General features: G+C 31.5%; 6 protein-coding genes and 5 pseudogenes. 9 read left to right on the plus strand and 2 right to left on the minus strand.

Annotated features, from left to right (window positions below):
* The first annotated feature begins 11 nt into the window (after window positions 1-11).
* From JJC05_RS10895 to JJC05_RS10915, 5 genes and pseudogenes are all read left to right on the plus strand, one after another.
* A pseudogene (locus JJC05_RS10895) lies at window positions 12-2,427 on the plus strand (efflux RND transporter permease subunit).
* A 622-nt stretch (window positions 2,428-3,049) separates the two neighbouring features.
* Window positions 3,050-4,495, plus strand: a pseudogene (gene asnS / locus JJC05_RS10900) (asparagine--tRNA ligase).
* A 73-nt stretch (window positions 4,496-4,568) separates the two neighbouring features.
* Window positions 4,569-6,038: an RNA polymerase factor sigma-54 gene (rpoN, locus tag JJC05_RS10905; protein ID WP_105195466.1), complete on the plus strand. Its 1,470-nt coding sequence runs from the start codon at window positions 4,569-4,571 to the stop codon at window positions 6,036-6,038.
* Between the two features lie 658 nt (window positions 6,039-6,696).
* Window positions 6,697-7,080 (plus strand): IS110 family transposase, encoded by a 384-nt coding sequence (locus JJC05_RS10910; protein ID WP_235877302.1) that lies wholly within the window; start codon window positions 6,697-6,699, stop codon window positions 7,078-7,080.
* 59 nt (window positions 7,081-7,139) lie between these two features.
* Window positions 7,140-8,021, plus strand: coding sequence for a transposase (locus tag JJC05_RS10915; RefSeq protein ID WP_235877378.1), 882 nt, complete (start codon window positions 7,140-7,142; stop codon window positions 8,019-8,021).
* A gap of 402 nt (window positions 8,022-8,423) precedes the next feature.
* Here JJC05_RS10915 and JJC05_RS10920 read toward each other — a convergent pair whose 3' ends face one another.
* Complete coding sequence (locus JJC05_RS10920) at window positions 8,424-8,828, minus strand: hypothetical protein (protein WP_123901372.1); 405 nt, start codon at window positions 8,826-8,828, stop codon at window positions 8,424-8,426.
* Window positions 8,829-9,387: 559 nt separating this feature from the next.
* Window positions 9,388-10,007, minus strand: a pseudogene (gene rsmG, locus JJC05_RS10925) (16S rRNA (guanine(527)-N(7))-methyltransferase RsmG).
* A gap of 106 nt (window positions 10,008-10,113) precedes the next feature.
* On the opposite strand from rsmG, the pseudogene JJC05_RS10930 reads away from it, so the two are divergent.
* The 4 genes and pseudogenes from JJC05_RS10930 to tssD (JJC05_RS10945) all read left to right on the plus strand — a co-directional run bounded on the left by JJC05_RS10930 (window position 10,114) and on the right by tssD (JJC05_RS10945) (window position 14,836).
* Window positions 10,114-11,207 (plus strand): annotated as a pseudogene (locus JJC05_RS10930) (fatty acid desaturase family protein).
* A gap of 100 nt (window positions 11,208-11,307) precedes the next feature.
* Window positions 11,308-12,494: pseudogene (locus JJC05_RS10935) on the plus strand (pyridoxal phosphate-dependent aminotransferase).
* A 1,156-nt stretch (window positions 12,495-13,650) separates the two neighbouring features.
* A complete protein-coding gene (tssD, locus tag JJC05_RS10940) occupies window positions 13,651-14,037 on the plus strand; it encodes a type VI secretion system tube protein TssD (protein ID WP_105195469.1) in 387 nt (128 codons plus the stop codon).
* Window positions 14,038-14,446: 409 nt separating this feature from the next.
* On the plus strand, window positions 14,447-14,836 hold the full coding sequence (gene tssD / locus JJC05_RS10945; protein WP_088395034.1) for a type VI secretion system tube protein TssD: 390 nt from the start codon (window positions 14,447-14,449) through the stop codon (window positions 14,834-14,836).
* The last annotated feature ends 16 nt before the right edge of the window (window positions 14,837-14,852 follow it).

The raw sequence follows: 14,852 nt of genomic DNA on the forward strand, positions 1-14,852 counted from the left end.
TTTTATAGAATATGAAAAAATTATTAAGCCTCGGTTTTTGGGAATTAATTGCCCGACTTATTTTACGTAACAAAATGATCGTTCTTTCGATTGTTATTGCATTAACAATAGGATTAGCTTTTCAGTGGAAATACATACGCTTTACTCAAACAGAAGCTAATTTAATACCACAAAATGATAAGATAAATATTGATTATACACATTTTTTAAAGACGTTTGGAGAAGAAGGTAATCTTATAGTTATTGCTACAAAAGATACTAAACTATTTACTCCCAAGATCTTTAAAGCTTGGAGTAATATGATCAATAACATTCAAAAACATTCAGAGGTAGATTTAATTATTTCTCCAGACAATCTAAAAACACTTATAAAAGATGATGCAAAGCATACTTTTAAATTAAAAAATCTTATTGATCCCAGTCAAACCAATAAGCAGAGTTATTTAACAAATATTAAAAAACAATTATTCGATAGCCTTCCTTTCTATGAGGGTTTGTTATACAACAAAAAATCAGGAGCTATTCGTTCTGCTATTTATATAGATAAGAAAATTGTTAACACCAAAAAACGAAAAGACTACGTTCTTCAAAAGCTCATCCCTGAACTAGAAAAATTCGAAAAAACAACAGGCATTACACTTCATAAATCAGGTATGCCTTACATACGTACACTAAACGCTAAAACCATTATTGATGAAATTGGTCTTTTTATAGGAGCTGCCTTATTAGTTACAGGACTTATCTTCTTTTTCTTTTTTCGTTCTTTTCGCGCTACTGCCATTTCACTTTTAATAGTGATAATTGGCGTTATGTGGTCCTTTGGATTATTAGGTTTACTAAACTACGAAATAACCGTTTTAACAGCTCTAGTTCCCACACTTGTAATTGTTATTGGTATACCCAATTGTATTTTTTTAATAAATAAATACCATCAAGAATATTACAAACACAAAAACAAAACAAAAGCATTACAACGCGTCATAACAAAAACAGGTACTGCAACCTTGATGACAAATTTAACAACCGCCTTTGGTTTTGCCACCTTTATTGCGACAAACAATTCATTATTGGTAGAATTTGGCGTTATTACTTCTATTAATATATTGGCTATTTACATACTATGTATACTTATTATACCCGTATTTTTTAGCTATATTCCTGCTCCCATTTCAAGACATTTAGGACACCGGAAAGAGAGTACTTAACCTCCTTCTTTAAATGGATTATTAATACCGTAAAACATAATAAAGTAGGAGTATACACCGTTTCGCTTTGCTTGTTAATCATTGGGATGATTGGAATTCATAAAATCAAAATATCAGGCTCCATAATAGAAGACATGCCTAAAAAAACTGCTTTTTTTGATGATATTCGCTTCTTTGAAAAAGAATTTGATGGGGTGATGCCTTTAGAAATTATGATAGATACTAAGCGTAAAAAAGGCATTATGAAACTTTCCATGCTTAAACGTATGGAAGAACTTGAAGAAACAATTCTTGAAATTCCTGAATTATCAAAACCTCTTTCTATTGTTAATTTAATAAAATATTCGAAACAAGCTTACTATAACGGAAATCCTAATTTTTACGAATTACCAACAACTCAAGAGCAAGCCTTTATCCTTTCTTATGCAAAAATGCAACTAAAAATGCGAAAGAAAATATAATGAAAAGTTATGTAGATTCAACAGGACAATACGCCCGTATAACTACTTTCATAAAAGATGAAAATGGAGAAAAAATGCAAGCAATTGAAACCCAATTACGTGCCAAAATTGATAAATTATTTCCATCTCCTCGTTATGAAGTTATCATTACAGGCAAACCATCTGTATTTCAAAAAGGAACTCAATATTTATTAGACAACCTACTTTCTTCTTTATTAATGGCATTTGCCCTGACAGCTGCATTAGTAGCCCTAATGTTTCGTTCATTTAAAATGGTATTAGTATCTATTATTCCTAATTTACTACCATTACTAATGACCGCAGGATTAATGGGGTTTTTAGGGATTCCATTAAAGCCCTCTACCATTTTAGTTTTTGGAATTGCCTTCGGAATGTCAGTTGACGATACACTACGTTTTTTAGCACAGTACCGTTTAGAACTTTCTCGTAACGATTGGAAAATTAAAAAATCAGTATTTGCTACATTTGACGATGCAGGAATTAGTATGTTTTATACTTCTATAGTACTTTTCTTTGGATTTTCCGTATTCATGCTGTCTAGCTTTGGAGGAACTGTAGCTCTTGGAGGACTCGTAGCTTTGACTTTAAGTTTTGGTATGCTATCTAATTTAGTTTTACTCCCTTCATTAGTCCTTTCATTAAACAAAACATTAGCTAACAAACAAGAATTGCCAAAACCTATCATCGACATATTAGAAATTAGTGATGAGGAAGTAGATGCCGCAGAAAAAAATAGTTAATCATTCTAAAACAGTATTAATTGCAACCTTAAAAATGAATAATTGTAATAAACAACGGAAAATAAATGGTCTATTCTAAACACAATACATAACGACCTAAAAATTATAAAAGAATTAGATTATGATCAATATGGTTTTGTTTAAAAGGATTAAACCCGATTACACGTTAGAAATTTATTACAGATAAAAAAGAGGACTTTGATTAAAAAAATAAACATGTTATTCGAGCCATGTGACTTGCTTCGTCTATTCGAGTAAAGCTTTTGGGTCTTTTTATGGTCGAAATGATAAGATTGCAAGCTTTTAGGACATGCGTTAAGTGACTACTTTTAAAATATTCATATCTACGAGAAAAAATTGCGGTGTTTTTTACTCTATTTGTTTCATCATAAAATCTATCACATAATCTGAGTCAAAACGACGTTGATTTACAGAAAACCAACCCAAAAAAATAATAAAAAACAGACAAAACACATTTAGGCGTTTTTTTACTAAATATAATGTATTCCATATAACAGCAAACTTTCGCTTTTAACTCAAATCCACTATATTTGCACATTATAGTTAAAAGCGTTATTAGAATTTTTTAATAAATTCTAAAACTTAATATCAGATATTTAAAATGAAACACACCTTAATTAAAGATTTACTAAACAGCACGAAGACATTACATGAAGTGACTGCTAAAGGATGGGTAAGAACTTTTAGAAACAACCAGTTCATTGCTTTAAATGATGGTTCAACTATTCATAATATCCAATGTGTCGTTGATTTTGAAAATACAGCTGAAGCAACTTTAAAAAGAATTACTACTGGAACATCAGTAGCTGTTACTGGAGAATTGGTAGAAAGCCGTGGTTCAGGTCAAAAATACGAAATTCAAGTTACTAAATTGGAAATTTTAGGCGATAGTGATCCAGAAAAATTCCCAATGCAGCCCAAAAAACACTCATTAGAATTCTTACGAGAAAATGCACATTTACGCATTCGTACGAATACTTTTGGAGCTATTATGCGCGTTCGATCAGCTTTATCATTTGCCGTTCATCAATATTTTCAACAAAAAGGATTTTACTACGTAAATACACCTATCATTACAGGTTCTGATGCAGAAGGGGCAGGAGAAATGTTCCGTGTAACAGCTTTGCCTTTTGAAAACACGCCTAAAAATGAAGATGGAACAATCAACTTTAAAGAAGATTTCTTTGGTAGAGAAACAAACTTAACAGTATCAGGTCAGTTAGAAGGAGAGGCATACGCAATGGCATTAGGTCAAATTTACACCTTTGGACCTACATTCCGTGCAGAAAACTCAAATACTTCTCGTCATTTAGCTGAATTTTGGATGATAGAACCAGAAGTAGCTTTCAATGACCTAGCTGATAACATGGATTTAGCAGAAGATTTTATCAAATATGTGATTAAATATGCTGTTGAGAATTGTTCAGATGACCTAAAATTCTTAGAAACTCGTTTGCTAGACGAAGAAAAACAAAAACCTCTAGCGGAACGTAGTGAAATGGCTTTATTGGAAAAATTAAGTTTTGTTTTGGACAATAATTTCAAACGTGTTTCATATACAGAAGCAATTGATATCCTAAAAGATTCAACCCCTAATAAAAAGAAAAAATTCCAATATTTAATAGAAGAATGGGGGGCCGACTTACAAAGTGAACACGAACGTTTTTTAGTTGAAAAACATTTTAAATGTCCTGTAATACTTTTTGATTATCCAGCAAAAATAAAAGCATTCTATATGCGCTTAAACGAAAATACAGAGCCCGGAAAAGAAACAGTACGGGCAATGGATATCTTATTCCCGTGAATAGGAGAAATCGTAGGAGGTTCACAAAGAGAAGAACGTTTAGATGTTTTAATTGAAAAAATGAAAACATTAGGTATCCATGAAGAAGAACTATGGTGGTATTTAGATACGCGCCGTTTTGGTTCTGCCGTTCACTCAGGTTTTGGATTAGGTTTTGAACGTTTAGTGCTATTCGTAACAGGTATGACTAATATTCGTGACGTGATTCCTTTTCCAAGAACCCCACAAAATGCTGAATTCTAATAAATAATAGATTCGTTGATTTGGTTATTAACTTAATATAATAACCAAATCAACAAATAATCGAATACTAAAAATGTTAAAACAAAATTTAAACTTAAAATTATCTCAAAAACTTTCTCCTCAACAAATCCAGTTGATGAAATTAATTCAATTGCCTACTCAGGCTTTTGAACAACGTTTGATGGAAGAAATGAACGAAAATCCAGCTTTAGAAGGAGGAATCGTAGAAGATGAAGAAAAGTTTGAAAAAGACGAATTTGATACCGATGAATATGATGATTTTGATGATTCAGAAAGCATTGATGCCAATGATATCAATATAGATGAATATTTAAGCAACGACGAAACACCAGACTATAAAACACAAAGTAATAACTATAGTGATGATGAGGAGGAATATGAAGCCCCTTTTGTTGCCCCCGTTAGCTTTCATCAAGATTTAATTAATCAGCTCAATACATTTGTTTTAACAGACGAAGAAAATGATATAGCCGAATTTTTAATTGGTAGTATGGATGATGATGGGTACTTACGTAGAAGTATCATTGATATCGTAGACGATATGGCATTTACTCAAGCTATTTATACGGATGAGACACGTGTTAACAAAATCCTTTGTTCTATTATTCATGAATTAGAGCCTTCAGGTGTAGGAGCTCGCGATTTACAAGAATGCTTGTTGCTCCAATTGAAACATAAGACCCCAACAGAATCAGTTGAATTAGCCATTAAAATAATTGAGGAGCAATTTGATTCGTTTACAAAAAAACACTACGAAAAATTACTCCAAAAACACAACGTCTCCAAAGAACATTTAAAAAAAGCAATTGATGAAATTGAAAAACTTAATCCAAAACCGGGAGGTGCTTTTACGGGGAATACTAAAATAACAGAACATATAGTTCCTGATTTTACGATTCGGATCAACGATGATGAATTAGAGTTAACTATAAATGGTAGAAATGCTCCAGAACTTCACGTTTCTAAAGATTATCAAGAAATGATGAAGACATATAAAGACTCTAAAGAAAAATCAAATGCACAACGTGACGCTGTTCAATTCATTAAACAAAAATTAGATTCAGCTAAATGGTTTATTGATGCTATCAAACAACGTCAAGAAACCTTATATGTCACCATGAATGCCATTATGCACTTCCAAAAAGAATATTTTTTAGAAGGAGATGAAACAAAATTAAAGCCCATGATCCTAAAAGACATTGCGGATATGATTGGCTTAGATATTTCTACCGTTTCCCGTGTGGCTAATAGTAAATATGTAGATACACCTTACGGAACTAAATTACTTAAAGATTTCTTTAGTGAAGCCATGATGAATGATCAAGGAGAAGAAGTATCGACTATTGAAATCAAAAAAATTTTGCAACAAGTTATTAAAGAAGAAAACAAAAACAAACCTCTTCCTGATGATCAATTAGCTGTTATTTTAAAGGAAAGAGGATATCCTATTGCAAGAAGAACAGTAGCCAAATATCGAGAACAGTTAGATATACCCGTTGCAAGAATGCGTAAAAAAATTTAACCCCAATTTCAAGAAAGTATTGTTCTTTTACAAATGAGAGCTAACTTGCACTTGCGAGCGAAGCCTATGCAAAAAATGGTGAATTTATCCCTCCCAAATTTTGGCTGAAATCTAAAAAGGCTTCCATTTGAAAGCCCTTTGAGACAATCAATGATCAAACACCATGTTATCTCGTATAGAATAATTTTAGCTAAGTTAGATAGAATGCCGCATTAGACTTCATGGGCGAGATGGAAAACAAAAAATGAACATTTTTTATAGATAGGGAAGAAAAGCCGTAATCTAGTCGTAGTTTGTCACTTGAACCCAAGGGAGAAATTACATTATTTAATGTATGTGATTTTGCTCCTATTTTATAAACGATAAAAATATGAACCTTTAAGACAGCCCTAATGCAATAAAAAAGTACGCTTTTTAGATTTAACCCAGATTTCAAGAAAGTATTGTTCTTTGACAAATGAGAGCTAACTTGCACTTGCGAGCGAAGCCTATGTATAAAATGGTGAATTTATCCCCTCCCAGATTTTGGCTGAAATGTAAAAAGGCTTCCATTTGGAAGCCCTTTGAGACAATCAATGATGAAACACCATGTTATCTCGTATAGAATAATTTAAGCAAAGATATTACATTTCCTCGCATTTTAATAAAAAGATATTTTATGAAAAGTTTCGAAAAAATGCAAATTGTAAATCCCAATGCTGCAGGAATTGATGTTGGGTCACGTTCTCATTTTGTAGCCATAGGACAGGATGAAAATCAAATCAGAGAATTTAATGTTTATCAATCAGGATTATGCGCTTTGGTAGCTTATCTTCAAGAGAACAAGATTCGTAGTGTTGCTTTGGAGTCCACAGGGAGTTATTGGCAATCATTGTTTATGATCTTGCAGGGAAATGGTTTTGAAGTTCTTTTGGTTCAAGGGACTCAAACAAAAAACCTCAAAGCAAAGACAGATGTGAAAGATGCACAATGGATACAGAAACTTCATTCTTTAGGGCTATTACGAGGTTCTTTTTGCCCTCTGAAACCACTTTGCAGATAAGAACACTTCATAGACATCGTTCTAGTTTGATTGAACAAAGTTCAGGCTTTGTAAACAAAATGCAAAAAGCATTACGTTTAATGAACTTCAGACTCGACGTTGTGATAAGTGACATCACAGGAGTTTCTGGAATAAGAGTAATTGAGATGATACTATCAGGTGAAACTTCAGGTGAAAAATTAGCTGAATATTGCGACAAACGAGTTAAAAAAAGCAAAGAAGAAATAGCCGACGCTTTACAAGGTAAAATAAACAATGAATACCTACATGAGCTTTCCGATTGTTATGATATTTACAGACTTATTCAAGATAAAATAAAAAATACCGATACTCGTATTGATCAAGTGCTGAAAAATCAAACCAGAGAAATTGTTTTATCAGAAGATATCGAATTGGTAAAGAAACAGAATAAAGGGAAAAACCAACCCAAATTTGATGTACAGAAATATAGTTTAAAACTTTTTGGAGTAGATCTCTTTGCTATAGAATCAGTTTGCTCAGGAACCGTTACTAGTTTTTTAGCCGAAATAGGCACCGATATATATAAATTCAAGACCTCCAAGCAATTTGTGAATTGGCTCAGGTTAGCTCCAAATAATAAAATTAGTGGAGGTAAGGTTTTGAGTAGCAGAACTCCAAAAGGGAAAAATAAATTTGCATTGACATTAAGAAATGCGGCAAATACAATTGAAAGAAAAAAAGAAGGTTACCTCGTTATGTTCTTTAAAAGGATTTCTTTTAAAAAAGGAAGAGGTGCTGCAATTACAGCAACAGCAAGAAAAATAGCAGTTATAATTTGGAATATGATAGTCAAAAAACAACATTATATACCAATAAATACAGACGAATATATTCAAGAAATGAAGAATAAAAAAACGATACAAATTAAAAAAATGATTAAAAAATACGGAATCGAAACTACTTCTTTATCAATTCCTTAAATTAAGTTAGATAGAATTACGCATTAGACCCGAGCGTAGCGAATAGACGAAGTAAATCTATTGCACTTTATTTTTCTTCCAATTCAAGCACGTACTCAAATTTTAATCATCAAAATAGTTCACTATTTCTTCTTCTAAAATTTTCCGTGAGCACTTGAATTTATTAAAAAATTTTGTTTCACAACGAAGTCTAATGCGGAATCTGGGTTTAAATTTCTTCTTTATTTGTAATAAATTTCTAAAGCATAATTTACATTAAATATAAACCCCGTTTTTAAGGATTTTGTCCTCAAAACGGGGTTTAAAGTTAGAATCAAGTAATTTTTGAGTTTTGATTTTATTCTTAATGTTTTCAAATCCTCATGATAACCTCTTATAGCTAATGAAATAAAAAGGATTATGTTAATTCTCTATTTTATGATCCATAAAAGTATAATAAGTATTCTTGTATCCTGTAAGCTTAGTGCCTGTAAACCTTATGCTATCACCCACAAATTCATATTCATATTCATCTACATTTCCTTCTGTATTTAGAATTTCATAAAATCTACCATTTTCTACCCACCAAGTTCCTGTTTTATTAGTTTCATTAACATTGTCCTTTTCATCTATAAAAACGAAAGAAAACACACAACTGCCATTAGCAAAACGACATGTTCGCCACTGTTTACTAATCCCTTTTTCCAACTGTTCGACTTCTGTTCCTTCCCAACAACCAACAAATCTATGATCTATTTTAGTATCTAGTTGAGCAAGACCAATACTCGTACTCAATAACGCCATCAATAAAAACAATATTTTCTTCATCACATAGATTTTTTAGCAGCTTCCCTTCAACTAGGACTCTAAGGTTATTACTAATTAAAATAATGTTTTTTAGTTTAAATTTATTTATGTCACAATATATGCTTTTTTTTCATTTTAGATGCTGTTCCGTTATTATTTTTTTTAATCAATACATTGATTTTGTTTATATATTACCTAAAAGAATTTATAATAAATTGCCAACGCATAGTCTGGTATAAAATACAGAAGATTATCTTAGGTCTATTTTCATTACAATCATAGGATTACATAATCAAAAAATGAAAGGGATTACCGATAGAATCTTCGGATAAACGAGTCTTTGATTTTTGCCTCTAATAAAATTTAAAAGCCCAGAAAAAAAATAGACTAGACTTTTAAATTAAGGTAAAGGCTTATGACAAATAGAAAGAATTGTAATGATTGAACTCTCTAAAAATAGATACAGAGTCAGACAAACCAAACGTTTAGTTTGTTATTTTAACGATAGTTTGAACTTTTTTAGGCAATGATAAGATTACGATCTTTTAGAGCAGTCTCCTAACATTTTGTATCTAAAAAACTACATTGGTAAATACACCACTTTTTTTGTTTCAAAAAAATCTTCCGAAAAAAATCCGCTATGTTATATTGAATCGATTCTGGAAAATCTTGTAGTTCTTCACTCAAATCGCCTCCTTTCAAATATAAGATACCATTAGCTCTTTCGGGATGACGGTTGTTTTTTTTGGTTTTTCCTTTTACCCATTCTACAAAATCGGGCATATTTGTCACAGCACGACTTACAATAAAATCAAATTTATCATTAACAGTATGGGCTCTTTTTTGTTCTGCTTTTAAATTTTTTAGCCCAATATCCTCTGCAATCGCATTTACGACCTTTATTTTTTTAGCAATTACATCAATTAAATAAAAATTGGTTTCAGGAAACAAAATAGCTAAAGGTATTCCTGGAAAACCACCCCCTGTTCCTACATCCATAACAGTGCTGCCGGGTTTGAACTCTTGAATTTTAGCTATTGCCATGGAATGTAAAATATGTTTTTCATATAATTCATCAATATCTTTTCTAGAAATGACATTGATTTTGGAATTCCAATCTTCATACAAAGCTTTTAATGCTTGAAATTGGTTGATTTGTAGTTCTGATAAGTTAGGAAAATAGGTAAGGATTTGCTCCATTTTTATTTTTTTTGACAAAATTAAACAATTTACTGTTTAAAAATTCTTTCTTTTCGTTATCAATTCAATTTATTAATAATTAAATTTGAAAACATTTTTAATAATTATGCAGACAAAAGAACCTATTTTCTCTAGAACTGATTCGATGAAGTTCTTTAGAACCTTAAACACAAGAGTAAATAACTACTTTAAGGAAAATAATATACAAAAAACTGGTAACTGGAAACTTTATTTAAAGACAATAGTAATGTTTACTATTTTTTTAACCCCTTACTTTTTTCTGATCAGTATGCAAATGCCTTTTTGGGCCTATCTATTACTCAATGTAGTTATTGGAGTAGGAATGGCTGGAGTAGGAATGAATGTAATGCACGATGGAAATCACGGATCTTATTCCTCTAAACAATGGTTAAATAAGATAATGGGGGAAGTATTTACATATTAGCAGGAAATGTATATAACTGGCAAGTTCAGCACAACGTATTACACCATACTTATACAAATATTCCGGGGCATGATGAAGACCTAGAAGCAGGGCGTATTTTACGTTTTAGTAAGCAAGCAAAGTGGCATCGTTTTCATAAATTTCAACATTATTATTCTATCTTTCTTTATGGATTATTAACCTTTAATTGGGCTATTACAACCGATTTTCTTCAAATGAAGCGTTATCTAAAACGCAAATTATCGTATGGTGAATTTATAAATCCAGCGATTCGTTGGACAACGCTAATTGTTACTAAAATTATTTATTTTTCTATCTGGTTAGTAATCCCTATAGTTTTAGGAATTACTTGGTGGAAAGTAGTATTAGGTTTTGTTGTTATGCACTATACCGCGGGATTAATATTAAGCGTTATCTTTCAATTAGCTCACGTAATAGAAGATACAGAAACACCAGTACCTAATGTAGAAGGCGAAATGGAAAACACTTGGGCTATTCATCAATTATTTACAACTGTAAATTTTGCGCCTAAAAACTGGTTAATTAATTGGTATACAGGAGGATTAAATCATCAAATTGAACATCACATTTTTCCGAATATCAGTCATATTCATTATGGTAAAATTGCTGAAATAGTAAAACAGACAGCTAGAGAATGTAATTTGCCATATTACGAATATAAAACAACTAGAGCTGCCATTATTTCTCACTTTAAACATTTAAAAGAATTAGGGCAAAAACCACAAATAGCTTAAAGAGTCTATAAACAAAAAACATAAAAATAGTTAGGGGGTATAAAATCTTTACAGATTCAAAAATAAAGACAACCAACCAATTAATAATATTTTCAACACAATGAATACTATTTTATCAGAAAGAATTAACAATTTAGCGGTCTCTCAAACGTTAGCAATGGCTGCTTTAGCAAGAGAATTAAAAGCACAAGGAAAAGACATTATCAGCTTAAGTTTAGGTGAGCCCGATTTTAATACACCCGATTTTATAAAAGAAGCCGCTAAAAAAGCAATTGATGATAATTATTCCGCCTATCCGCCAGTAGAAGGATATTTGGATCTAAAAGAAGCAATATGTGCCAAGTTTAAAAGAGATAATAATTTGCACTATACACCCACTCAAATTGTTGTTTCCACAGGAGCTAAACAATCGTTATATAACATTGCGCAAGTAATGTTAAACAATGGAGATGAGGTAATCCTACCAGCACCTTATTGGGTATCTTATTTTGAAATTATAAAACTTTCAGGAGGAGTACCTGTAGAAGTGCCGACATCAGTAGCATCTAATTTTAAAATGACACCAGACCAGTTAGAAGCAGCCATTACTCCTAAAACGAAGATGATGTGGTTTAGTTCTCCTTGTAACCCTTCTGGTTCTGTTTATAGTAAAGAAGAATTAGAAGGATTAGCAGAAGTGTTAAAAAAACATCCTAATATCTATGTTGTTTCAGACGAAATTTATGAACATATCAATTATACAGGAAACTATTACAGTATAGGTGCTATTCCGGGAATGGAAAACAATGTTATTACAGTTAATGGAGTAGCAAAAGCATTTGCCATGACAGGATGGCGAATGGGGTACATTGGAGCACCTGAATTTATTGCGAAAGCCTGTACAAAAATGCAAGGTCAAGTTACCAGTGGAGCAAATACTATTGCACAACGCGCAACAAAAGCAGCAGTAGAAGCTAATCCAGAAGCCATTAAATATATGGTAGATTCATTTGAAAAAAGAAGAGGAATAGTATACCAATTATTATCCGAAATTCCGGGTTTAAACTTACAATGCCAGAAGGTGCTTTTTATTTCTTTCCAGATGTTTCCGAATATTTTGGCAAAACCTTAAGAGGAAAAGAAATAAAAGATGCAAATGATTTCGCTATGTATTTATTAGCAGAAGCAAATGTGGCAACCGTAACAGGAGATGCTTTTGGAAACCCAAATTGTATTCGCTTATCTTATGCTACCAGCGAAGAATTATTAAGAGAAGCTATTAAAAGAATAAGAGAAGCTTTAGCTTAATTCAAATAAAAAATAAGGCCATCCTAAAAAATAGTATTGCTATAGAGCCATCTAGTTCGTCATTTTAACGAAGTAAAAGTTACCATGATTTTGATCATGCAACTTACCTTAATTGTTTACGTTATTTGATCCTAGTTAAAGCAAAACAAGTAAGTAAAGTTAGATAATGTAATACTATTTTTTTGGAGAGCCATTGTAATATTTATCCAACTAGGAATGCAGTCTGTCCTATATATACCAAAATAAACCCAGATTAAAAGATAGACTCTTTGATAAAGAAGGTATTATCTTTCCTTCTGTCATTTAAAAAAAATAAAAAGAAGGTTCACTATATTAACCTTGTTCGTATACAAATTCCTTTTTGAAACATTCTCTCTAGTTTTCAAATATTAAAAGTAAAATTATCCCCCCTTTATATATTTTCACTTTTAAAATAATATCTATAAAACATCTTAAAAAAATAGCCCCCTTTAAGTTTTTAGTTTAAACCCAAATTTTGGCTGAAATATAAAAAAGCTTCCATTTAGAAGCCCTTTGAGACAATCAATAATCAAACACCATCTTATCTCGTATAGAATAATTTTAGCTAAGTTAGATAGAATTATACAACTCCTCCTTCCCAGAGTGACAAACAAAACAGTGATTTATTTACTATAAAAATGATTCGTAATCTTGTCATTTATAAAATAGAAGCAAAATCACATACCTTAAACAATGTAATTTCTCCCTTGATTCGAAGTAACAAACTACAACCGGATTACGGCTTTTGCTCCCTATCTACAAGATTTTTTTGTTCCTTTTTGTCTATCCATCTCACGTATGAAGTCTAATACCAAATTCTAGTTAAAAAACACTAGTAACCACAACTCCTTTTTATTATTTACCAATACATTTTTCTTTTTTTTATTCAAAAAACAAAGTGAAGTTATTTTTTTAACAAAACATTTGTTTTTTCTTTAAAAATACAATATATTTGACTTAGTTATATTTCCATAAATGGTTATTATTATTAAAAAACAAATATACTATGATACCACACAAACAAAACAATTTACCTACATACTTACAAAAAAACAACAACTCCCAATCATTCCTTATATTATTTTTAGGTATCTACATCCCTTGTATTTTTTATTTTTTTTAAATCTTTATAAATATGTCATTTAAATCTAAACTAGTAGTAGCAGGAAAAGAGTACACCGTATTAAACGTAAATTACGGGTTATTTCAAGAAACAGACGCAACAGGTAGACCTTCTACCGTAACAAGAGGAGGTAAAATTGAGTTAACTATTGAAGGAACAGCAGACACTTCGTTCTTTGAGTGGATGACCAACTCTTTTGAAAGAAAAGACGGTAGTGTAAAATTCTTTAAAAGAGATAGCGATGCTGTTTTAAAAGAATTAAAATTCTCAGAAGCTTATGTTGTAAAATTCAGAGAAAACTTCGACTCAACTGGCGTAAACCCATTAACCGAAACCTTTACTATTTCAGCTAAAAAAATTGAATTAGGATCAGGCGCTTACCAAAACGAATGGGTATAACAACACCTAAGAGGCTGTCCTAAAAGGTCACAATCTTATCATTTCAATTAAAGGAAAAACCAAGAGTTTTGCCCAAATAGGAGAAGCAAATCACATATTACTGTGACTTCTCCTATGGTCGAAGTGACAACTAAAGATTGATTTTTCACTTTTCAGACAGCCTCTTTTTTAACCCAGATTCCGGATTAGACTTCGTTGTGAAACAAAATTTTTCAATAAATTCAAGTGCTCACGGAAAATTTTAGAAGAAGAAATAGTCAACTATTTTGATGATTAAAATTTGAGTACGTGCTTGAATTGGAAGAAAAATAAAGTGGAATAGATTTACTTCGTCTATTCGCTACGCTCGGGTCTAATGCGTAATCTGGGTTTAATTCCTTCTTTTAAAAACACTATAAAAATTTAAGACATGTCATTTTTAGCCAAATTAGAATTAGACGGTAACACCTATAATATCTTAAACTGCGATTATAATTTCACACAAGAAATAGATGCAACAGGAAAACCACAAGGCATGCCCCAAGGAGGTGAAATCAACATCCGTATAGAAAGCAACGGCAAAACCAACCTACTACAGTGGATGCTAGACCATAGTCAAACCAAAAACGGTACCATTATTTTCTTTCGTAGAGACGCTATGAGCAAATTACAAGAACTAAAATTTGAAAAAGCCTTTTGTGTATCCTTTTCCGAGTTCTTTGATTCCCAAAACAACCAACCCTTACAAATAGCCATGCGACTCATAGCCAAACGTTTTACACTAAACGATACCACCCATGAAAAAAAATGGAAAGACTAACAAAACCAAACAACTA

This window comes from Flavobacterium davisii, from assembly GCF_019565505.1.
Lineage (GTDB): Bacteria > Bacteroidota > Bacteroidia > Flavobacteriales > Flavobacteriaceae > Flavobacterium > Flavobacterium davisii.

Excerpts from the sequence above, each read along its gene's own strand:
- rpoN (WP_105195466.1), top strand. The coding sequence starts at position 4,569 with ATGTTAAAACAAAATTTAAACTTAAAATTATCTCAAAAACTTTCTCCT.
- JJC05_RS10910 (WP_235877302.1), top strand. The coding sequence starts at position 6,697 with ATGAAAAGTTTCGAAAAAATGCAAATTGTAAATCCCAATGCTGCAGGA.
- JJC05_RS10915 (WP_235877378.1), top strand. The coding sequence starts at position 7,140 with ATGCAAAAAGCATTACGTTTAATGAACTTCAGACTCGACGTTGTGATA.
- JJC05_RS10920 (WP_123901372.1), bottom strand. The coding sequence starts at position 8,828 with ATGAAGAAAATATTGTTTTTATTGATGGCGTTATTGAGTACGAGTATT.
- tssD (WP_105195469.1), top strand. The coding sequence starts at position 13,651 with ATGTCATTTAAATCTAAACTAGTAGTAGCAGGAAAAGAGTACACCGTA.
- tssD (WP_088395034.1), top strand. The coding sequence starts at position 14,447 with ATGTCATTTTTAGCCAAATTAGAATTAGACGGTAACACCTATAATATC.